Annotated in this window: 21 protein-coding genes; 4 read left to right on the forward strand and 17 right to left on the reverse strand. The window is 33.1% G+C overall.

Annotated elements, in window-relative coordinates; translation table 11 throughout:
- Positions 1 to 237, forward strand: a 237-nt coding sequence (locus tag BLS90_RS15900) for an integrase core domain-containing protein (RefSeq protein ID WP_139171467.1), incomplete at its 5' end; no start/stop codon positions are given.
- 56 nt (positions 238 to 293) lie between these two features.
- Here BLS90_RS15900 and BLS90_RS15905 read toward each other — a convergent pair.
- The 7 genes from BLS90_RS15905 to rsfS all read right to left on the reverse strand — a co-directional run bounded on the left by BLS90_RS15905 (position 294) and on the right by rsfS (position 5,914).
- Positions 294 to 1,070 carry a superoxide dismutase gene (locus tag BLS90_RS15905; RefSeq protein ID WP_091259376.1) on the reverse strand — a complete coding sequence of 259 codons (777 nt, stop codon included), beginning with the start codon at positions 1,068 to 1,070 and terminating at the stop codon, positions 294 to 296.
- Between the two features lie 6 nt (positions 1,071 to 1,076).
- A complete protein-coding gene (locus BLS90_RS15910; RefSeq protein ID WP_091259378.1) occupies positions 1,077 to 1,346 on the reverse strand; it encodes an acyl-CoA-binding protein in 270 nt (89 codons plus the stop codon).
- Complete coding sequence (locus BLS90_RS15915; protein WP_091259380.1) at positions 1,346 to 1,999, reverse strand: phosphatidylserine decarboxylase family protein; 654 nt, start codon at positions 1,997 to 1,999, stop codon at positions 1,346 to 1,348. Before BLS90_RS15915 ends, BLS90_RS15910 begins: the two co-directional genes overlap by 1 nt.
- A complete protein-coding gene (locus BLS90_RS15920; protein ID WP_091259382.1) occupies positions 1,989 to 2,879 on the reverse strand; it encodes a phosphatidate cytidylyltransferase in 891 nt (296 codons plus the stop codon). The genes BLS90_RS15915 and BLS90_RS15920 overlap by 11 nt, the downstream gene beginning before the upstream one ends.
- A gap of 1 nt (position 2,880) precedes the next feature.
- A complete protein-coding gene (locus tag BLS90_RS15925; RefSeq protein ID WP_091259384.1) occupies positions 2,881 to 3,483 on the reverse strand; it encodes an LUD domain-containing protein in 603 nt (200 codons plus the stop codon).
- Positions 3,484 to 3,597: 114 nt separating this feature from the next.
- Positions 3,598 to 5,523, reverse strand: a complete 1,926-nt coding sequence (ftsH, locus tag BLS90_RS15930) for an ATP-dependent zinc metalloprotease FtsH (protein WP_091259386.1) — start codon at positions 5,521 to 5,523, stop codon at positions 3,598 to 3,600.
- A gap of 19 nt (positions 5,524 to 5,542) precedes the next feature.
- Complete coding sequence (gene rsfS, locus BLS90_RS15935; RefSeq protein ID WP_066078331.1) at positions 5,543 to 5,914, reverse strand: ribosome silencing factor; 372 nt, start codon at positions 5,912 to 5,914, stop codon at positions 5,543 to 5,545.
- Between the two features lie 96 nt (positions 5,915 to 6,010).
- On the opposite strand from rsfS, the gene BLS90_RS15940 reads away from it, so the two are divergent.
- Positions 6,011 to 6,739, forward strand: coding sequence for a biotin--[acetyl-CoA-carboxylase] ligase (locus BLS90_RS15940; RefSeq protein ID WP_091259388.1), 729 nt, complete (start codon positions 6,011 to 6,013; stop codon positions 6,737 to 6,739).
- Positions 6,740 to 6,749: 10 nt separating this feature from the next.
- On the opposite strand, the gene BLS90_RS15945 is transcribed toward BLS90_RS15940, so the two are convergent.
- The 5 genes from BLS90_RS15945 to pyrE all read right to left on the reverse strand — a co-directional run bounded on the left by BLS90_RS15945 (position 6,750) and on the right by pyrE (position 12,974).
- Positions 6,750 to 8,066 (reverse strand): TolC family protein, encoded by a 1,317-nt coding sequence (locus BLS90_RS15945; RefSeq protein ID WP_091259390.1) that lies wholly within the window; start codon positions 8,064 to 8,066, stop codon positions 6,750 to 6,752.
- A 5-nt stretch (positions 8,067 to 8,071) separates the two neighbouring features.
- Entirely contained in the window at positions 8,072 to 9,235 is a 1,164-nt protein-coding gene (locus BLS90_RS15950) for an HlyD family efflux transporter periplasmic adaptor subunit (protein ID WP_175455507.1), read from the reverse strand.
- Positions 9,236 to 9,254: 19 nt separating this feature from the next.
- Positions 9,255 to 11,672 (reverse strand): ATP-binding cassette domain-containing protein, encoded by a 2,418-nt coding sequence (locus BLS90_RS15955; protein WP_091259394.1) that lies wholly within the window; start codon positions 11,670 to 11,672, stop codon positions 9,255 to 9,257.
- A 235-nt stretch (positions 11,673 to 11,907) separates the two neighbouring features.
- Positions 11,908 to 12,300, reverse strand: a complete 393-nt coding sequence (locus tag BLS90_RS15960) for an SRPBCC family protein (protein ID WP_091259397.1) — start codon at positions 12,298 to 12,300, stop codon at positions 11,908 to 11,910.
- A 26-nt stretch (positions 12,301 to 12,326) separates the two neighbouring features.
- A complete protein-coding gene (gene pyrE, locus BLS90_RS15965; RefSeq protein ID WP_091259400.1) occupies positions 12,327 to 12,974 on the reverse strand; it encodes an orotate phosphoribosyltransferase in 648 nt (215 codons plus the stop codon).
- Positions 12,975 to 12,981: 7 nt separating this feature from the next.
- Here pyrE and BLS90_RS15970 point away from each other — a divergent pair, with 7 nt between their 5' ends.
- Positions 12,982 to 13,581, forward strand: a complete 600-nt coding sequence (locus tag BLS90_RS15970) for an NUDIX hydrolase (protein WP_091259402.1) — start codon at positions 12,982 to 12,984, stop codon at positions 13,579 to 13,581.
- A 59-nt stretch (positions 13,582 to 13,640) separates the two neighbouring features.
- Here BLS90_RS15970 and BLS90_RS15975 read toward each other — a convergent pair whose 3' ends face one another.
- Entirely contained in the window at positions 13,641 to 15,371 is a 1,731-nt protein-coding gene (locus tag BLS90_RS15975; RefSeq protein WP_091259404.1) for a M14 family metallopeptidase, read from the reverse strand.
- Between the two features lie 134 nt (positions 15,372 to 15,505).
- On the opposite strand from BLS90_RS15975, the gene BLS90_RS15980 reads away from it, so the two are divergent.
- A complete protein-coding gene (locus tag BLS90_RS15980; protein ID WP_091259406.1) occupies positions 15,506 to 16,852 on the forward strand; it encodes a DEAD/DEAH box helicase in 1,347 nt (448 codons plus the stop codon).
- Positions 16,853 to 17,071: 219 nt separating this feature from the next.
- Here BLS90_RS15980 and BLS90_RS15985 read toward each other — a convergent pair whose 3' ends face one another.
- From BLS90_RS15985 to BLS90_RS16000, 4 genes are all read right to left on the reverse strand, one after another.
- Positions 17,072 to 17,650, reverse strand: coding sequence for a PhnA domain-containing protein (locus tag BLS90_RS15985; protein ID WP_091259408.1), 579 nt, complete (start codon positions 17,648 to 17,650; stop codon positions 17,072 to 17,074).
- A 144-nt stretch (positions 17,651 to 17,794) separates the two neighbouring features.
- Positions 17,795 to 18,250, reverse strand: coding sequence for a pantetheine-phosphate adenylyltransferase (gene coaD, locus BLS90_RS15990; RefSeq protein WP_073353677.1), 456 nt, complete (start codon positions 18,248 to 18,250; stop codon positions 17,795 to 17,797).
- A 44-nt stretch (positions 18,251 to 18,294) separates the two neighbouring features.
- Entirely contained in the window at positions 18,295 to 18,987 is a 693-nt protein-coding gene (locus tag BLS90_RS15995) for a DUF421 domain-containing protein (RefSeq protein ID WP_091259410.1), read from the reverse strand.
- A 9-nt stretch (positions 18,988 to 18,996) separates the two neighbouring features.
- On the reverse strand, positions 18,997 to 19,971 hold the full coding sequence (locus BLS90_RS16000) for a D-alanine--D-alanine ligase (RefSeq protein WP_091259412.1): 975 nt from the start codon (positions 19,969 to 19,971) through the stop codon (positions 18,997 to 18,999).
- Between the last annotated feature and the right edge of the window lie 7 nt (positions 19,972 to 19,978).

Consider the following 19,978-nt stretch of genomic DNA (forward strand, 5'->3'; position numbering starts at 1 on the left):
GCAGTAGCGGAAAGAATAAATGGAATATTAAAACAGGAATTCATGATTGATAAATACAACCTAGATTTAAAAATCATGAAACAAATTGTAAAAGAATCAATCAGTATATACAATGAATTAAGACCTCATTATTCTAATTTCATGCTGACTCCAAACAAAATGCATATACAAAGTCAAATTAAAATGAGGACATATAAAACAAAAAACACTTGCAAAAAAGTTTTTGCAAGTGTTTAATTAAATATTTTTATCTAATAATCTGTATCGGTTATTCAGGACAAGACAGGAAGAAGTTATTTTTTTGGGACAGCATCGTAATTTTCTTGTACTTTTTTCCAATTAATCACATTGAAAAAGCCATCGATATAATTTTTTCGTCGGTATTGGTAGTCTAAATAATAGGCATGCTCCCATAAATCTAAAGCTAATAATGGAGTGCCAGAAACAAGTGCATTTCGCATCAAAGGATTGTCTTGATTTGATGTATTGGTCACCTGAAGTTTTCCTGTGCGATCAACTAGTAACCAGGCCCAGCCAGAACCAAATTGTTTTGTAGCTTCGTCTTTGAATAAAGTAGTAAAGTTTTCAAATGAACCGAAATCTCTAGTAATTGCCTCTGCCAATGAGTTCGTAGGTTGACCACCTGCTTTTGGAGCCATGCATTTCCAATAGAGAGAATGATTGTAAAAGCCACCCGCATTGTTGCGAAGCGCCGCAACATTAGGATCCAATTTAGTTAGTACTTCTTCTATGGTTAGGTTCTCTAGTGGAGTTCCTAACACTGCTTTATTCAAATTATTAGTATAGGTTAAATAATGCTTGGAATAATGCATTTCTAAAGTGGTTGACGATATACTGGGAGCTAAAGCATCGTAGGTGTAGGGTAGTTTTTCCATTTGAAATGACCCTTCGTTTGCTCTTACGTCATCAGGAGATCCAATAATAGTAGTGGTTTGTTCAGCCGTATTGGGCAACGGCACTTCAACTACTTCTATTAATTTTTTGTTATTACAGGATAAAGAAATAATTAATAGAAAGGAAATAAGAATTAAAAGAAATTTGTTTTTCATAGTGAACTATTTTTTTAACAGCGATTCAATCATGTCGATGTACTGCTGTTTTGCTTCATCTGCCGTCAGGTGGCTTATTTGCATCCACGCATTTGTTTTGAAGGCATCTCTTAAATGATAGGAAGAAGTTTGTTTTAGATCTAAGATTCCCAGAGTCGCTTGCTTGTAAAAGGCATAGAGCCGTAACTGTACATCTTGCGGTAAGGAAGCTTGAGTCATATCAGAGGCTATCTTAACTGCTTCCAGAAATCGAGTATCTAAATCTTTTTCAATCATTATGCTTTGGTCGCAATAACTGTTTTTCCTCCTATTGCTTTTTCATTTAAACTGACATTGATCGGGGTGCCTAAAGGTAAAAAGATATCTACTCTTGATCCAAATTTTATAAAACCAGCATCAGTTCCCTGAATAACCTGCATACCTTCTTCGGCATAATTTACAATTCTTCTGGCAAGTGCACCTGCAATTTGACGATAAAGGACTTCTCCGAAAGTTTTATTTTCGATTACAATAGTTGTTCTTTCGTTTTCTTCACTTGCCTTTGGGTGCCAAGCAACTAAAAATTTACCGGGATGGTATTTGCTAAATTTTACAAGTCCACTTAAACCATAACGTGTAACATGTACGTTTATTGGAGACATAAAAATTGATATTTGCAAACGTTTGTCTTTGAAATACTCACCTTCATATACTTCTTCAATAACTACTACTTTTCCATCTACAGGAGCAAGGATTTGATTTTCATTTTCAATAGCTACTCTTTTAGGATTTCTAAAAAACTGCAAGATGATAATCAAAAGTAGAAGTGCTGCTATTTGAATAGCCATTTTAAGCCAAATGATGTCTATAAAATTATCAGACAATAAAAGGACAACAGCTGTAAAAATTGTACCTAATAAAATAGATTGGGTTCCTTCTTTATGAAACATAGTTTAAGATTTGATAAAATAAATAAATTATTGGTGCTACAAATATAACACTATCTAAACGATCTAGGATACCTCCGTGACCGGGCATTATACTTCCGCTATCTTTTACACCAGCGATACGTTTGAATTTGGATTCGATTAAGTCTCCTATAGTTCCAGCAATTCCGACAATAACTGCAATAGAAGTCCAGATGAGGATGGATCTATCACTAAACTCAGGATTGGCTTTGATGTAATATTTTGATATTAAATATCCTGCTAAAACCGCAAAAAGTATACCGCCTAAAAATCCTTCAATGGTTTTTTTAGGTGATATTTTTTCGAATAACTTAGTTTTTCCAATTGATTTTCCCACAATGTAAGCAAACGTATCGTTGGTCCAAATTAGAATAAATAAACCAATTATAATTTTAGGATTATAATCATTTATCCCAAAAGAAATTTTAGTGATAAACACAAAGGGTAGCATGATATATCCTAGTAAATACAAATATTTAGAGGAGGTACTTATTTTTTGAATGTTATCATAGAATAGGAAAAGAATGCACTTTATAGAAACTACTAATGCAATAACCAATAAAACAATGTCTAATTGTTGAATATTGATTGAGATTTCTAAATTGGTATTGAATAGTTGATTAATAGTTGCAGTTGTGCTCTTGTTGTAATGACTTACTAGCGTTACGGTAGTATACAATAGGACTCCAAAAAGAACTGGAAATACTTTAGGTATTTGAATTAAATTGCAAAATTCATAAATTGCAATTACTAGAAAAATTCCAAATAAAATAAAAAAGGTTTCAGTTGAATATAAAATAGAGACGAGCAATAATATGATATAAACAGCTCCTGATATACCTCGTTTTAGAGTTTCATTCATCTTAAAGATCTTCTAAAAGCAGTAAGTAAAGGTTTTTGGCAGAACTTCCGTATTGAGTGAAGTCTTCCTCTTTGGCTTTTTCGAAATATTTTATAGTGGTAATATTTGTAGGGTAATCTCTTTCGTATTTCTTTTTAATGGCGCTTAATCCGTCACTTTTAGTACCAAGGATTTGACTTGTTTTACCTAAAACGATTATGTTTACAGGTAATTCGTTTGGTTTGTTTTGTTTGATTTGTTTTGATGAAAATAGGATGGAACCTTCATCCGCTATTAAGTTCTCACAACTGGCAAGAATGAATTTGGGATTAGCAGGTTTATTATATTGTAATTTATTGTCATCCAACATGGAGAATAGTTCTGGATCATAACATAAAACGTCACTTTCGAACCAGTCATTTTCCTCTAATATATTTTCAAATTGCTCTTTAATTTCATCAGTATTTTCACAGTATAAAAATTTCCCACCATTTTTTTTAAAATTAAAGATAAATTGTTCATCTATTGAGGTTGTGTTTTCAGTAGGGGAGTTACTAAATTCACTTTCTTTATCTTCCTCAGAAGTAGGATTACTAGAACCAAAAATTTTTCTAAAAAGACTCATATATCTGTAAACTGCTATAATTTATTATTTGAAAACGTCCAAAGATAAAAAAATCTTAATTCAAAAGTAGTTTTTGAATTAAGATTTTAAAAATAAATGAATAATGGTGTGTTTTTAGGACACGACTTCTTCTAGATTTTTGTCGAAAGTTCTTTTTCCGAAAATAGCTTCTAAATCATCTTTGAAAATAACTTCTTTTTCAATTAGAATATTCGCAAGTTGATTTAGTTTGTCTTTATTCTCTTCTAGAATTTCAATTGCTCTTTGGTACTGACTTTCAATTAGTATTGAAATTTCTTCGTCGATTACTCTGGCTGTTTCTTCAGAATAAGGTTTAGAAAAATTGTATTCGCTTTGTCCTGTTGAATCATAATAGGTAACATTACCTATTTTTTCATTCAAACCATAAATTGTTACCATTGCTCGAGCTTGTTTAGTGACTTTTTCTAAATCACTTAGAGCACCAGTTGAAATCCTATTGAAAGTTACTTTCTCAGCAGCTCTTCCGCCCATTGTAGCACACATTTCATCCAGCATTTGATCTGGTCGAACAATTAAACGTTCTTCTGGCAAGTACCAAGCAGCGCCTAGACTTTGTCCTCTAGGAACTATTGTTACTTTAATTAATGGAGCAGCATGTTCAAGCATCCAGCTTACCGTTGCATGTCCTGCTTCATGAATAGCAATCGCTTTCTTTTCATCAGGAGTAACAATTTTATTTTTCTTTTCAAGACCACCAACGATTCTATCAACCGCATCTAGAAAATCTTGTTTATCTACCGCAGTTTTGTTATGTCTAGCTGCTATTAAAGCAGCTTCATTACATACGTTTGCAATATCAGCACCCGAAAAACCTGGAGTTTGCTTGGCTAAAAATTCAGTGTCGAGTCCTTCTACTTTTTTCAAAGGCGCAAGATGTACTTTGAATATTTCAGCTCTTTCTCTAATATCTGGTAAGTCAACGAAAATTTGTCTGTCAAAACGTCCAGCTCGCATTAAAGCTTTATCCAATACATCAGCTCTGTTGGTCGCAGCTAAAACAATTACGTTTGAGTTTGTTCCAAAACCGTCCATTTCTGTAAGTAATTGGTTTAATGTATTTTCACGTTCATCATTTCCGCCTGACATATTGCTTTTTCCTCTTGCTCGTCCTACCGCATCAATTTCATCAATGAATATAATTGCTGGAGATTTTTCCTTGGCTTGTTTGAATAAATCACGAACACGAGATGCACCTACACCAACAAACATTTCCACAAAATCAGAGCCCGATAAAGAGAAGAATGGTACTTGAGCTTCGCCAGCTACAGCTTTAGCTAATAAGGTTTTACCAGTTCCAGGAGGTCCTACTAACAAGGCTCCTTTTGGAATCTTACCCCCTAAATTAGTATATTTTTCAGGGTTTTTTAAGAATTCAACAATCTCTTGAATTTCTTCTTTCGCACCTTCTAAACCAGCTACATCTTTAAAAGTAGTTTTGATATCTGTTTTTTCGTCAAATAGTTTTGCTTTTGATTTTCCAATGTTAAAAATCTGTCCACCGCCACCTGCACCACCACCAGACATTTTTCTCATGATAAATATCCAAACAGCAATGATAATGATTATAGGTAAAAGACTAATTAAAATGTCTGACCAATTGTTTTTTGGCAAGAAATTAAAGTCCTTCAATTTTCCTTCAGCAACTGCTTTTTCTAATTTGTTTTGGAATATTTGATCATTACCAATGTCAAAGGTATAGTGTGGTCCTTTGTTAGGTCTGTCAAAAACATCTTTAGAAACTTTCTTGTGTACTGCATCTTTCATTGCAGCCGCATTTAAAAATACTTCCGCTTCTGTTTTGTTGTAAACAATAACTTTTTCAATTTGTCCTTTTTCTAAATAGTCGTTAAACTTTGAAGAAGTTAACTGCCCAGGTTCATTTAAGCTAGAACCTCCAGTTATGAAACTTATAAATAAGAAAATTAATAATATTGCAGCGTAAATTAGCCAAGGGCTTACTTTAAACTTATTCGGATTGGGATTATTTTCTTTAGCCATTACTACGGATTATGTGTCTTTAGTATTTATTTTCTATGGTTGTTATTTTAGCATCGCCCCACAAACTTTCGATGTTGTAATATTCTCTAATGTGTTTTTGAAATACATGTACAACAATATTTACATAGTCCATTAATACCCATTCTGCATTATCCGTTCCTTCAACATGCCATGGCTTGTCTTTCAATTCTTTTGAAACTGTTTTTTGGATGGAGTTTACGATGGCGTTAACTTGTGTATTTGAATTACCGTTGCAAATAATGAAATAGTCGCAAACTGCAGTATCTATCTCTCTTAAATCTAGTATCGTAATATCATTACCTTTTACTTCTTCTATTCCCTTAATGATATTCGCCAATAGGACGTCATTATTTATAGTCTTTTTCGCCATGAATTATTTTTATATAAGTTTGTAAAGTTACCATTTTTTGTGATTATTTTTGAACCTTAACACAATATTAAATTCTGTTCCACAAAAAAACGTAAAATGAAAGTTATCAAACTCGATGCCATAGATTCTACAAACGCATTCCTTAAAGGCTTATCTAGTAAACAGGACCTTGAGAACTTCACGGTTGTGACTGCAGAGTGTCAAACAAAAGGAAAAGGTCAAATGGGTGCCGTTTGGGCTTCTGAGGCGAGTAAAAACTTAATAATGAGTATTTTGGTCAAAGATTTTTTGTCTGATATTTGTCAGATATTCAATCTAAATATCGCCGTTTCTCTTGCTGTAATTGAAGTTTTAGAAACGATGAAGATTCCTGATCTTAGTATTAAATGGCCGAACGACATAATGTCATACAATAAAAAAATAGGTGGCATTTTGATAGAAAATAGTATCAAAAGTGACGGAACAATTATTTCTGTAGTAGGGTTGGGACTTAATGTGAATCAAACTAATTTTGAAAATTTGCCAAAAGCTTCCTCGTTAGCGGTTATTTCTGGAGCAACATTCGACCTAGAAGAGCTTCTCATGTTAATTGGTAACGGAATAGAACAAAAGATTGCATTGTGGAAACAGTTTCCTGCAACTCTATGGGACAGCTACATCAATAATTTGTACAAAAAGGGAGTTCCAATGGCTTTTTCAGCTCAAAATGGCACCAATTTTATGGGAATTATTCAAGGTGTTTCTGAAATTGGTAAATTGCAAATTATGTTAGAAGATGATTCAGTTGTAGCATTTGACATTAAAGAAATTCAAATGTTATACTAAAATTCGATTTTTAGAGACTAAAATTCTCTCCTAAATAAAATTTGATGAGGGCATAATTATACATTAATTCATATTTAGAGGTAATTAACTCTGCTTGGGCAGTGTTAAAATTCATTTTAGTAACGTTTAGTTCATTGATATTGATTTTTCCTAGTCCAAATTTTAATAAGTCAGCTTCGTAGCTTTTTCTCGAAAATTCAAAGGCAATGGTAGCGGATTCCTTTTTTTTGATTGCAGTTTTAGTGTCAGTTATTGCTTTTAATATTTCTTTGGAAAGTCGGTTCTTTTCTATTTGAGTTTCGGCTATAGATTGATTATAATTGAGTTTACTTATTTTTATTTTGGCGAAATTCTCAAATTGACTAAAAATTGGAATTGTTAAATTTAATCGAAGTCCTTTTGATAAATTAGTATCAAACTGCTCTTGGAATGGGACCAAAGGCTCTTTAATATTGTAATTTGTTCCAATCATAAACCGCATGCTTAAGGAAGGGTATAGGGAGGCTTTAGCAATTGAAATTTCAGTTTGCATTTGTTGTACCTTTATGATTTGCATCAAATAAGAAGGATGTATTTCCACTGCTCTTTTCGTTAAATAGTATTGATCTTCATTCATTTCAATAGCGACATTCATCTCTAAATCAAGCTTAACTAAATTAATGTCACTTTCTAACTGAATATTCATTAATTGTTTGATATTGATTAAATTGTCCGTTAAATGATTTTGATTCGTTAATAAAGTCAATTCTTCCGTTGCTTTTTGGGATTTAATTTTAAACACTTCACTCTCACTAATCACACCGGATTCGTACTTTAAAACGGCTAACTCCAATTGTTTTTCACTTGATTTAATTTGTTCCTGATTCGAAATAATAATTTCCTGTAGGTATAAAATCGTAATGTATTTCTGAGCCAAATTGATGGTAATTTCATTTTCTATTTTTTGAATATTGGCCTCGTTAATTTTCACGTCTTGCTTTGCTGATTTAATGGTGTTTATTGTCGAAAAACCAGAAAATAAATTATACTCAGCTTCAAGGTCTCCTGAAAAATTTTCAATTTTTTTATTGACAAATAAATTGGTGTCTGGATCTATTTCTCTACCCCAGGATTTTTTGTTTTCAATCGTTCCATTTACAAAGGGTAAAAATTTCCCATAACTAGATCTGTATTTGTAATTGCTTATTTCCTTGCTTAAATGCGCATTTTTTAGTGCTAGATTATTTTGTAATGCTAACTCGAGACAGTTGGTAAAGGACAAATAATCTTGTCCCAAAATTACATTTGAGAAGAAAAAAAGTACAATAACACTAAGTCTGGTTTTCATGGCAGTTAATTCAAATTAGAGTCTATTTTATTAAATAGTTTTTTCATGATGTATTGATAAAGTTTCATTTTTTCGATAATCACCTCTCCTTTAAGTTTGTAGCCCGCTTTAAGATTAATATTTGGATTATATTTTTGAATAGTTGCTAAACAATAAAAGGTTTTCTCTACATCTGAAGCCGATACATACGTGATTTTTCCTTTAACAGCTCCAAAACGGTAGTAGTTGTACGCATCCAGCTTTAAGTTTATTTCTTGTCCCTTTTTAATGTAAGCAAGGTCCTTTTCATCTAAAATTACCTTGGCATAAAAGGCCTCTTTTTTAGGCGCAATAATGGTAAGAATATCGCCTTTATTTACGATTTCAAGATTTTGCCGTGCGTTAAAAAGAGTCGATATGGTGCCGTTAATTGGCGCTATTATTAGCAGTTTTCCTAACTCGTCTGAAATGTAAATCAGATTGGATTTTCCATCCTTGATAAGGGTTTCTAGTTCTATAATGTCTTGCTGATAATTATGGATTTGGTTTTCTACATCAATTATATTGCGAAGTAAATCATTATTTGTTTTTTGATAATTATTGGACAAATTTTCAAAATCATAATTTTTCACATCGTAACTTGACTTAATATCCACTTGTCCTTTCTTATCATCGAGATTTTTGTTTTTAGTTTCAATCAATTCGTATTTTGATATGGCACCTTTAGCGTATAGTACGGAATCAGTCTGAAATTTATCTATCAGAATCGAGGTTTGTTGCGATGATAGATTGATTTTACTATTCAAAGATGTGATTTCTTGTTCGACTTTTTTACGATCTGTTTGGTAAATATTAGATTGGATATTTAATAATTGTTTTAAAGAATTTTTTCGATTTTGAGTATTTTGAATCAATTTTTTTATAATATTTATTTTATGCTTCATACCAGTAACATCCGTATTTATGATTTCAAAATCTGATTTGGTTTTTTTGTTTTCAAGGAGGAATAGCGTATCTCCTTTTTTAATTTCCTCTCCCTCTTTTATCAAAACTTTGATGACTTTAGCTTCATTGGGGGCATTAATTTTTAGTTGTGGTGTGTCAGAAAAAATTTGGCCTTCTTTAAAACTCACCGTGTCATTCATTTTAATGGTAAAAATTAAAATGACTGTGATGATAAGGAATGCCACTAAAAACCTGTTTAAAATTTTAATAAACCGGATTGACTTCGTGTTGTAGTATAAAGAGTTCTCCATTAGTTATTTTATATTTTTTATTAAAATTGATGTTGGTTATTGGTTCATGTGATATGATGATGTAAGTTCTGGCTTGGTCTTCATCTATCATGGTTTCTACTTTATTCCTTGATTCTAAATCCATTCCTGATAATACTTCGTCTAAAATAATGAGCTCAGCCTCAGCAAACAAAGCGCGAAGTAGGAGGATTTTTTTTCTTTGCCCAGTAGAAAGATTTTTTCCGTTTTCATTGATTATAAAATCCAGTCCATCATCTTTTGAGGCGATAAAATCATAAAAATTGATCTTTTTTGCCATATCTAAAATTGCGATGACTGAAATATCCTTTCCTAAAATAATGTTGTTTTGAATGGTATCATTGAATAAAGTATCTTCAGTGGTGACAAGCAAAATTTTATCTCGAATAGCATCATCATTATAGAATTTTTTTTCTCTTTCATTAATTAAAATCGAACCAGAAGTAGGATGGTATAAGGTGGTTAGCACTTTACTGAAGGTTGATTTTCCAGAACCGTTTTGTCCTTCAATTTTTATTTTTTCGCCTATTCTGATTTTTAAATTGATATCTTTTAATATAAATTCATCTGGTAAGTAGCCGTAATTTAGATTCTGTAGTTCGATTTTTTCAATACTGAAATCCCGAATTCCTTTTTTTGATATTTTTTTGGTTTGTTCATCAAAATCTAAATATCGTTTTAAAATGACTTCATTCTCTTGGAGTGTCAGGTTATCATCTAAAATCCCTTTCAAAGAAGAAAATATTTTTGAAGAAAGCGCAATAAAAGTTACGATTTGTCCTAGCGTTATTATTTGGGTTTCAATAGCTGATTTAGTCAAAAATAAGATGATGAAAATAGTTGAAATAATGACAATTAGCGCCACAACAATTTTGTTTAATAAATCTATATAGCCGTTTCTAAGCTGGATTTTTAAATATTCATTGATGCTTAAAAAGATTTTGTTAGTATGAAACAGTTCGATTTTAAAGCTTTTAATCACTTGTATGCCATCTACTTTTTCCATCATTTTTGATAGGAAATCAGCTTTGCGCATGTAGCGGAGCCTTTCATTTTGTTTTAAATAAGGAGTAATAAATTTGAACCAAAGAAAAAATAATATCATGACGCCTAAAACAATCAATGTTAAAGTTTTGTCTATAAAAAACAAAATGCACAAGGAGTATAGCGATACACTGACATCAACTACTATGTTAGTAAAAAACTTCATGAAAAAGCTTTTTAGCTTTAACGAATCACTAACCCGCTCCATCAAATCTCCTTTCTTGTAGGAATGAATATAAGACAGCGAAGAATTGTTGATTTTTTTATCGAAAGAAAATAAAAAATACCGGTCTAAAGCATTCCCTAAATGAATCCCTACAAAATTTTTGTAAACAGTAGTAAAAATGTCAAAGACTTTATAGATGCCAAGTCCGATTGCGAATAAAACTAAGGTATTCAAGTTATACGTAGGCAGGACATTATCAATCATTATTTGATTAGTGAAAACTGCAAATTGCGCTGTTGCAGCTGAAAACAAAGCTGCAAAAATGTAGATGTACCAAAGCTTTTTGTATTCGCCCAATTGATTAAATAGTTGCCAATATAAACTGCTGTTGTTTTCCTCAGGAATGGATTCCTGAGCCTCTTTTTGGTTCTCATCTTCTTTGACCACTAAAATCAAAGGAGAATTGTTTTTGATTTTTCCTTTTTCAAATTCTAATATTTTAAAATTATTGGGTACAGCTGAAATTTCCTGATTTTTTAACAAGTCTTTAAGGAAGTTTCGTTCTGCCTCTGAATCTTTAAATCCAAAATTCTCTTTTAAATATTTAAAATATGTGAGTTTGTTAAACAGTAATGTGTGACCATTTTCAATCAATACGTTTTGAAAATTAAGATGGTATTCTGCTAAATCTTGCGTGCAGATCGCTATTATTTTTTCTTCGGTATCAGTTAAATCCCAGTGATTTTTATTAAAATGTGATTTTCTTTTAATTTCTTGTAAGGATAAAAAATATTGACTTCCTTTGGCGGGATCATAAATTTTTAGCTGTCTATTTTTGAGTTCATTAATCACTACATAATGCAAGCCATTTTTACTGTTAATGGGAAGAATAAAGGGGAACAATTCTTGTAAATTCGCTTCATTCCCGATAATGTGATTGATGTCAAACAATTTCAATTGTGCTGTAAATCCATTTGAGTTGAAGAAATTTTTTATATCAGAGATTCGAGATCCTTTTTCCTCCAATGGAACCTGCTGCTCGATGTATTTTCGAGAAATATTTTTTTCGTATATATTAAATATTGTTTTAATTGCGCTAATTCCGCAATCGTTGCTTTTTAGTTGGGGGTCAGTAATTGGCATAATTTTGAGGATTTTTATCTCTGGTTATGGGGCCAACTAGATTTAAAATTGTTATTAACTATTTAATAATCAGTAATTTACTAATATAAAATGAATGGTTAAATTTTTTTCCATAACGAACCTAAATAGTCGATTAAATGACAATTAGTGTTTTTTTTATATAAAAAAAAGTCTTTCAGTTTACACCAAAAGACTTTTATAAGATTATTTTATTGTTATTATTTGAAAAGTAAATTTACAATTTATTCATATTGCCCGCTAATGTTTCAATAAATTTTCCAATTGGTCCTTTTATCATCATCGCCATCATAGGATTGAAATCACCTTCAAAATCAAGTTGTACATCACTTGAATTTTCTGAAATATCAGTAATGTTAGCAATCAAAGTAAATGGAAGCTTATCGCTTGCTGCGCCCAAAACTATTTTTGTAGGAGCAACTTTCTCCTTCATTTTTAATTTTATTTCTGGCATGCCTTTTAGTCCAAATATGAAAGCATCGTCACCGATAACTTCGAATTTGGCAATGTTTTCGGGCATTAATTTTTCAAAATTTTTCACATCACTCAACAAATCAAATAATTCTTGAGCTGATTTTTGAACTGTTACTTTTGGACTTTCTAAGTTCATTGTTTTTATAGTATTAATTTTAATTGTTAACCTTCAATAGTCCAAGTGGACGGACTCCCGTTCCATTCTCTTAAAGTCAGTTCTTCTTCCTCCGAAATATATCTTTTGGCTACAGCCAAATTCAATAAATTTTGATAGTTACTCAAGGTAAACAAATCCACATGGGCCGTTTTAAAATTTTCTTCCGCAACGGCAAAGCCATAGGTGAATATGGCAACCATGCCCTTTACATTAGCTCCAGCTGCGCGTAGCGCTTCCACAGCGAGTAAACTGCTGTTTCCCGTACTAATCAAATCTTCGACAACGACTACATTTTGCCCTTTTTGCAAAAAACCTTCCACTTGATTTAACCTTCCATGTTTTTTTGGCTCGGGACGAACGTAAACAAAAGGCAATCCCATGCTTTCCGCTACTAGCATCCCAATTCCTATTGCTCCAGTGGCCACTCCGGCAATAACATCTGGTTTACCAAATTGTTTCTCAATATTTTTAGAAAACTCATCCCGAACATAATTTCTTACGGCTGGAAATGAGAGGATTAATCGGTTATCACAATAAATAGGCGATTTCCATCCAGAAGCCCATGTAAAAGGATTTCTTGGATTCAATTTAATTGCATTTATTTGCAAAAGAAATTCGGCTGTTTTTTCGGCTGTATCTTTATTAAAAATCATAGTACAAATGTATAAAGTTTTTGTTAACGACAAACCACTTTTTTTGACAAATCACATCTCCAAGGAGACAGATTTTCAATTATTTTTATTAGAAAGTATTGACATAGAGCAACTTATAGTAAAAATCTTTCAAAATAAAATTAATAAAGCCTACTTGTATCATCCTGATGAAAGCTTGATTATGAAGACTTTAAAAGCCAAAATTCCTGTTTGCAAAGCTGGAGGCGGCTTGGTATATAACAAAAAAGGGGAGGTATTGTTCATTTTTCGAAATGGGAAATGGGATTTGCCCAAAGGTGGTATCGAAAAAGGAGAAGTAATTGAAGACACTGCGATGCGTGAAGTAGAGGAGGAGACCGGTGTCAATGGATTGACGATCTCTCATAAACTACAAAAAACCTATCACGTTTTTAGACGCAACGGCAAGTACAAACTAAAAATTACCCATTGGTTCGAAATGCAATCTGATTTTGAAGGGACACCTCAAGGGCAATTAGACGAAGGAATTGATAAAGTGGCTTGGATGAATCCGGAACAAATCAAGGAAGCGCTTAAAAATTCCTATGAAAACATAAAATTATTGTTTGAAGAAGAGAAGATTATATAAATGAAATGCCCCCAGAAAGTCAACACTATTTGGGGGCATTTTTTTTTGAAAAAGTAATTTTATTTCAAAATACGATATACCGGATAGTGTAAATGTGCCTTTTCATAGTAAACCGAATGTTTGTAAATCCAGTCGAGTTGGGCTTCCGGATTGTTGATGAAATTCACATCACTTTGTTTTTTCAAATCAAATTCAGCTTTCAGTTTTGGATTTTCTTTCAAAATTTGAGTAGCAGAATCTTCAAAAACATAATCAGAATACCCTTCTTTTTGTTGTAGCATCGTATCGAAAAAGTTCCAATTGAAAAAAGAATCAATTGCTTCCGGTTCTAGTGTTTCCAATAAATATTTGATCCCCTTTTGTTGTGTAGGAATAACGTAATCTCCTTTGGCGAAAGCCATTTTCTCAGTTTTAGAAGTTACCGATGTGTTTCGGTGTAAATAATGGCCTTCATAAGCTGAATTTGTCGTTTTGAAATCAGCAATTCTATAGCTTTCGACTTCAATTATGGTGTCGTTTTTTAGTTGGGTATAAGTGATTGTATTACTTTTTAATAAATCGATTACTGGCCAAAATCCTTTTGGAATAATGTACGCTTCCGGAATGATTATGTTTTTTACGGATTTGAATTCCTTGCTGTACGGAATGTCTTTTTTAAATGGTTTTGTACGGTCATAAAACAAGCGATTTCCTGATGTGACGTCACTTTTTTTGTAACCAGCTTCATACCCTAAAAACGAAAAAGGAACCGTTTTGCTACTGTCTATTTCCCATTTTATCGTGTATGCTTTCTTAGGTTGATACTGCTCTTCATTTTTCAATCGCAGCTGTTTAATTTTTTTGTAATTAGCATCCGTAAAGTCAATTGCGGAAAGCATGTATTCGTAGGTCACTTTTACGCGATCAGCATATTTTTTAAGCATGTGCGTTTCCACGACAAATCCAATAGTGTTGAACAATGAAGTATAACCCGTGGCGAATCGTGGGCTTTCAAAAAATTGACTAAAACCCTTATCCGGTGTGTCCTGAAAAGCATTCACATAAGGCGTAGTTTCAATGTTCTTTTTTTGTAAATCTTTGACCAAAGCAGGCATCATTTCAGTATTTAAAAAATCTCCTAAAACAGTTCCCAATTTATTGTGTTGGGTCATAATGTAGGTGAGTTTATATTGGTAATCCGCTCCATTGCTCACGTGATTGTCAATAAATACATCGGCATTTATTTTATGGAAAATGTCTACAAAACTTTTCGTATTTCGGGTATCTGATTTAATAAAATCCCGATTCAAATCATAGTTTCTAGCATTCCCGCGAAACCCATAGATTTCTGGTCCGTCCTGATTGGCTCTTGAAGTAGAATTTCTGTTTAAAGCTCCGCCTATATTATATACCGGAATGCAAACAATAACCGTATTTTTAGGTGCGTTTATTTTACCTAAGGCCAAATCTCTAAATAATTGCATCGAAGCGTCAATTCCGTCCGGTTCGCCGGCGTGAATGCCATTGTTAAGTAAAATTACCGCTTTGTTTTTTTGGATGTTTCCAAAATTGAATTCCTTTTCAGGATTGAAAATTACCATGTGCAGCGGTTCACCACTGTCTGTCAATCCCCTTTTTTGCATTTCAATAGTAGGAAAATCATCCGCCAAAAGTTTGTAATACGCAATCGTCTCTTGATAACTAGCAGATTGATTTCCATTTCCTTTTTCGAAAAATGTATCGTATCTATTTGTTTTTTGTGCAAATGAACTGATGGCGAGTAATAAAAAAAGGAATTTGAAAAATCTCATCTTTCGGTTTTTATAGTGAATATCAAATGTAGCTTTTTTTCTAAAGCTATAGAAATGATAGTCGGAAAAGGAAGCACTCAATTTAAAAAAATGATAATTTAAAATTTAAAATTACCTTTGCACAAATAATAAAAATGAATAAGAAACACCATTCCAACAATATACTTTTGAATTTAGGTATCGAAAGCCTGAATGAAATGCAAGAAGTTGCACAAGATGCAATTTTGAATGATAGTAATATTTTATTGCTTTCGCCAACAGGTTCCGGAAAGACCTTGGCTTTTTTGTTACCCATTTTAGAAATGCTACAACTAGAAATCCAATCCGTCCAATGTTTAATCTTAGTTCCATCGCGAGAATTAGGATTGCAAATTGAGCAGGTTTGGAAAAAAATGGGAACCGATTATAAAGTAAACGTATGCTACGGCGGACATTCTATAGATACTGAAATCAAAAATTTAAGCAATCCACCCGCTGTTTTAATAGGAACTCCTGGGAGAATTGCCGATCATATTGACAGAGGCACTTTTCGCGTGGACAAAATACAAACGCTGATTTTGGATGAATTTGATAAATCCTTGCAATTGGGTTTCCATGAGCAAATGTCATTTATCATTGGAAAATTAACGAAACTGAACAAACGCGTTTTGGTTTCGGCCACTTCCGATATTGAGATTCCTAGATATACAAGAGTCGTAAACCCAACTATTTTGGATTTCATTCCAGAAAACGTGGAAGAAACGAATCTTTCGATGAAAATGGTAGTTTCGAAAGAAAAAGACAAAATAGGAAGTTTGTTCAACTTGATTTGTTCTTTGAAATCACAGTCGGCAATTGTTTTTTGCAACCATCGTGATGCTGCAGAACGTATCAGTGACACATTAAATGAAAAAGGAATTTATGCCACGTATTATCATGGCGGAATGGATCAGGATGAGAGAGAACGTGCTTTAATTCAATTTCGTAATGGAAGTGTGAGCTATTTAATTACAACGGATTTAGCTGCCCGTGGACTCGATATCCCTGAGATGAATCACGTAATTCATTATCATTTACCTTCCAAAGAAGATGAATTTACACATAGAAACGGTCGTACAGCACGTATGTTGGCTTCAGGAACCGCCTATATTATTGCTCATGAAAGTGAGAAAAAAATGGATTATATTGACTACGGAATGGAAGTTTTGAAAGTAGAAAACTCTACCTCATTGCCAAAACCACCGGAATTTCAAACCATTTACATCAGTGGCGGAAAGAAAAATAAATTGAACAAAATTGATATCGTAGGTTTCTTTTCTCAAAAAGGGAAATTAGAAAAAGGCGATTTGGGATTAATCGAAGTGAAAGATTTTATCTCTTTTGCTGCCGTAAAATTCAATAAAGTAAAAGACTTGCTTCATGCGATTAAAGAGGAGAAAATGAAAGGCAAGAAATTTAAAATCGAAGTAGCTAGAAAAGTAATAAAGAAAGAAGAGGAGTAGTCAGTGGTGAGAAGTGAATCGTGAATTGTGAGAAGTAAAAAGTGAGTGGTGAATCGCGAATTGTGAAAAAAGTACTCCTTCTTTTTCTAATGTTTATAAAAAAATCGTTAGTAGTAAAGTTTTACTGCTAACGATTTTTATATTAAAATGATTCTTTTGGAAGTTAGTGTACATTTGAATTATTCACAATTCACCACTCACTTTTTACTAAAAAAAGAATTATATTTTCTTAACGTATTGTGTAATGATAACAATAGTTTGACCGTCAACTTTTCCTTCTATGTATTCCGCATTTTCGTGATCTAGTCTGATGTTACGCACTGCAGTTCCTTGTTTGGCTACCATGCTAGAGCCTTTTACTTTTAAATCTTTGATTAAAACTACTGAATCTCCAATTTCCAGAATCACACCGTTGCTGTCACGGTGAATTACTTTTGTTTCGTCTTCTTCGCCTTCTCCGGTTGCTTGAGCCCACGCCAAAGTATCTTCGTCTAAATACATTTGGTCTAATAATTCCTGAGGCCATCCTGAAGCTCGTAAACGACTTAACATTCTCCAAGCAACAACTTGCACCGCTGCATTCTCATTCCACATACTGTCATTTAGACATCTCCAATGATTTAAATCTACTTTCTCTGGGTTTTCAATTTGGTCAATGCACGTACTGCAAGCCATAATACTTTCATCAAGTCCGCCTTTTTTGGTTGGCAATACTTGATATACTTTTAGGTTTTCTGTTGCGCCACAAAGTTCACATTTTGATCCGCTGCGTTTACTTAATTCTCTTTCTATACTCATATTTAAAGGCTTTTATTTTTGGTGAAAGTACAGCTTCTTGCTTCGTTTCACAAGTAATATTGTTACTGTTTATTTGTCAAGTCGAGTGCAGTCGAGACCAAAAGATAGGTCTCGACTGCGCTCGACTTGACAAAATATCTTAAATTATTTGACGCGTACTGCTTCAGGAACCAGCATTTCATATTGTCCGTGATTTCTAATTACATCTCTCACAATACTGGAACTGATATAAGAAGTTTTTGCAGCGGTCAATAAAAACACAGTTTCAATTTTTGATAAGCGTCTGTTGGTGTGAGCAATGGCTTTTTCAAACTCAAAATCGGCTGGATTGCGCAATCCGCGCAGTATAAAGTCGGCTTTAATATTTTTGCACAGATCGATAGTCAATCCTTCGTAGGTAATCACTGTTACTTTTGGCTGGTTTTTGAAGGTTTCTTCAATAAAACGTTTTCTTTCCTCAAGAGTAAACATGTATTTTTTTTCGGCATTGATTCCAATGGCAATTACGATTTCATCAAATAGCGGAAGGCTTCTTTTGATGATGTCTTCATGTCCTAACGTGATTGGATCAAACGATCCCGGAAATATGGCTTTTCTCATTGTATAAGATATAATTAAATCGCATTGATTTTCTTTGGGTTGAATTACGTTTTTCGGAGTGTAGCTATTGCTTCGACCCATTCCGACTTTGCACAAACACTGCACAGTGCATTTCCTTGTTTGTGGCTTTTCGTATTACCGCAAAAGGTACAGGAATAAATACCTTCTGCTGGAATAGTTTTACTTTTGAGTTTAAATAAAAAAGGCAGAATTGGCAATCCTGGTTTAACATCGTGGTCTTCATAGTAGAAAACACTGATTTCGCCACTAGTTTCCATGAATGCATTTTTCACCTGTCCTAAATGCTCAATTGATTTCAATCGGAGTTCTGAAAAGAATTCATCTTGAGCCAGACTTTCTTTTTTGAAAGTAGCAATAGAAAATTTTCCTTCACTGATAATACATTCCGTTTTACCTTCTATAAACTCCTCAAATTTTTTACTTTTTCCGGTGAGCCAAGTTACTAATCGGTACAAAAGTATAATAACCAGAAATACGGTTATGGGCGGAATGATACCAACTTCTTCATAAAACATAGGGTCTCCGGCTGCTGATCCTAAAGCAATAATGATGACTGTTTCAAATACCGATAATTGTTTCACGCCACGTTTTCCAGCCACTTTTAACGTCAATAGTAAAACTGTAAACATTATGGTGGACCGGAAAATAACTTCTAAAAGAAATGATTCTGGTAGATCATTGTATAATAATCGGTTCCATTCAAAGATTTCTATCATAATGGAAAGTTAGTTATTTAGTGCCAATTCTATCGCATTAGTAAATAAATCTTCTAGTGAAATTCCAGCGGCTTTTGCTTGTTGCGGAATCAAACTTTCCGTTGTTAATCCCGGAATGGTGTTCATTTCCAACATGTGTGGTTCTCCGTTTACCAATATAAATTCGCTTCGGGAGAAACCTTTCATTTTGAGAATTTCGTAAGCGCGTTTGGCTATTTCGCTTACTTTTTGAGTCATTTCATCAGAAATTCTTGCCGGTGTGATTTCTTGAGATTTACCCAAATATTTGGCTTCATAATCGAAGAAATCATTGTCAGAAACAATTTCAGTTATTGGTAAAACGGTAACTTTTCCTTTATAATTGATTACTCCAACAGAAACTTCAGTGCCGTCAAGAAAACTTTCGATGATGATTTCGTTGTCTTCTTTGTAAGCAACTTCAATCGCAATTGGTAATTCGGCAGCCGTTTTTACTTTTGAAATCCCGAAACTGGAACCCGCTCTATTTGGTTTTACAAAACAAGGCAAGCCTACTTTAGCGACAATTTCTTCAGTATTGATAGCATCGCCTTTATTTAAGTAATAGGAAGTGGCAGTCTTGATTCCGTACGGTTTTAAAACAGATAATAAATCACGTTTGTTGAATGTTAATGCGGCTTGGTAATAATCGCAGGAGGTTTGCGGGATGTGCAATAATTCGAAATAGGCCTGCATCAATCCATCTTCGCCAGGTGTTCCGTGAATAGCATTAAAAACGCAATCGAAAGTAATTTTTTTATCAGCAACAGTTACTGAAAAATCATTTTTATCGATGGGAAATTCGGCATCATTAGCATCAACATAAACCCATTTCTCTTTGAAAATATGGATTCGGAATCCGTTGTATTTTGTTTTGTCTAGGAATTGATATACGACGTTTCCGCTGATGAGTGAGATTTTATATTCGCTGGAATATCCGCCCATGATGATGGCAATGTTTTTCATTTAGTAT

Origin of the sequence: Flavobacterium omnivorum (assembly GCF_900099915.1) — a bacterium.
In the GTDB taxonomy this organism is placed as follows: domain Bacteria; phylum Bacteroidota; class Bacteroidia; order Flavobacteriales; family Flavobacteriaceae; genus Flavobacterium; species Flavobacterium omnivorum.

Excerpts from the sequence above, each read along its gene's own strand:
- ftsH (WP_091259386.1), bottom strand. The coding sequence starts at position 5,523 with ATGGCTAAAGAAAATAATCCCAATCCGAATAAGTTTAAAGTAAGCCCT.
- BLS90_RS15905 (WP_091259376.1), bottom strand. The coding sequence starts at position 1,070 with ATGAAAAACAAATTTCTTTTAATTCTTATTTCCTTTCTATTAATTATT.
- BLS90_RS15955 (WP_091259394.1), bottom strand. The coding sequence starts at position 11,672 with ATGCCAATTACTGACCCCCAACTAAAAAGCAACGATTGCGGAATTAGC.
- BLS90_RS15925 (WP_091259384.1), bottom strand. The coding sequence starts at position 3,483 with ATGAGTCTTTTTAGAAAAATTTTTGGTTCTAGTAATCCTACTTCTGAG.
- pyrE (WP_091259400.1), bottom strand. The coding sequence starts at position 12,974 with ATGATTTTTAATAAAGATACAGCCGAAAAAACAGCCGAATTTCTTTTG.
- BLS90_RS15915 (WP_091259380.1), bottom strand. The coding sequence starts at position 1,999 with ATGTTTCATAAAGAAGGAACCCAATCTATTTTATTAGGTACAATTTTT.
- coaD (WP_073353677.1), bottom strand. The coding sequence starts at position 18,250 with ATGAGAAAAGCCATATTTCCGGGATCGTTTGATCCAATCACGTTAGGA.
- BLS90_RS15995 (WP_091259410.1), bottom strand. The coding sequence starts at position 18,987 with ATGATAGAAATCTTTGAATGGAACCGATTATTATACAATGATCTACCA.
- BLS90_RS15920 (WP_091259382.1), bottom strand. The coding sequence starts at position 2,879 with ATGAATGAAACTCTAAAACGAGGTATATCAGGAGCTGTTTATATCATA.
- BLS90_RS15940 (WP_091259388.1), top strand. The coding sequence starts at position 6,011 with ATGAAAGTTATCAAACTCGATGCCATAGATTCTACAAACGCATTCCTT.
- rsfS (WP_066078331.1), bottom strand. The coding sequence starts at position 5,914 with ATGGCGAAAAAGACTATAAATAATGACGTCCTATTGGCGAATATCATT.
- BLS90_RS15910 (WP_091259378.1), bottom strand. The coding sequence starts at position 1,346 with ATGATTGAAAAAGATTTAGATACTCGATTTCTGGAAGCAGTTAAGATA.
- BLS90_RS15980 (WP_091259406.1), top strand. The coding sequence starts at position 15,506 with ATGAATAAGAAACACCATTCCAACAATATACTTTTGAATTTAGGTATC.
- BLS90_RS15970 (WP_091259402.1), top strand. The coding sequence starts at position 12,982 with ATGTATAAAGTTTTTGTTAACGACAAACCACTTTTTTTGACAAATCAC.
- BLS90_RS15975 (WP_091259404.1), bottom strand. The coding sequence starts at position 15,371 with ATGAGATTTTTCAAATTCCTTTTTTTATTACTCGCCATCAGTTCATTT.
- BLS90_RS15960 (WP_091259397.1), bottom strand. The coding sequence starts at position 12,300 with ATGAACTTAGAAAGTCCAAAAGTAACAGTTCAAAAATCAGCTCAAGAA.
- BLS90_RS16000 (WP_091259412.1), bottom strand. The coding sequence starts at position 19,971 with ATGAAAAACATTGCCATCATCATGGGCGGATATTCCAGCGAATATAAA.
- BLS90_RS15985 (WP_091259408.1), bottom strand. The coding sequence starts at position 17,650 with ATGAGTATAGAAAGAGAATTAAGTAAACGCAGCGGATCAAAATGTGAA.
- BLS90_RS15945 (WP_091259390.1), bottom strand. The coding sequence starts at position 8,066 with ATGAAAACCAGACTTAGTGTTATTGTACTTTTTTTCTTCTCAAATGTA.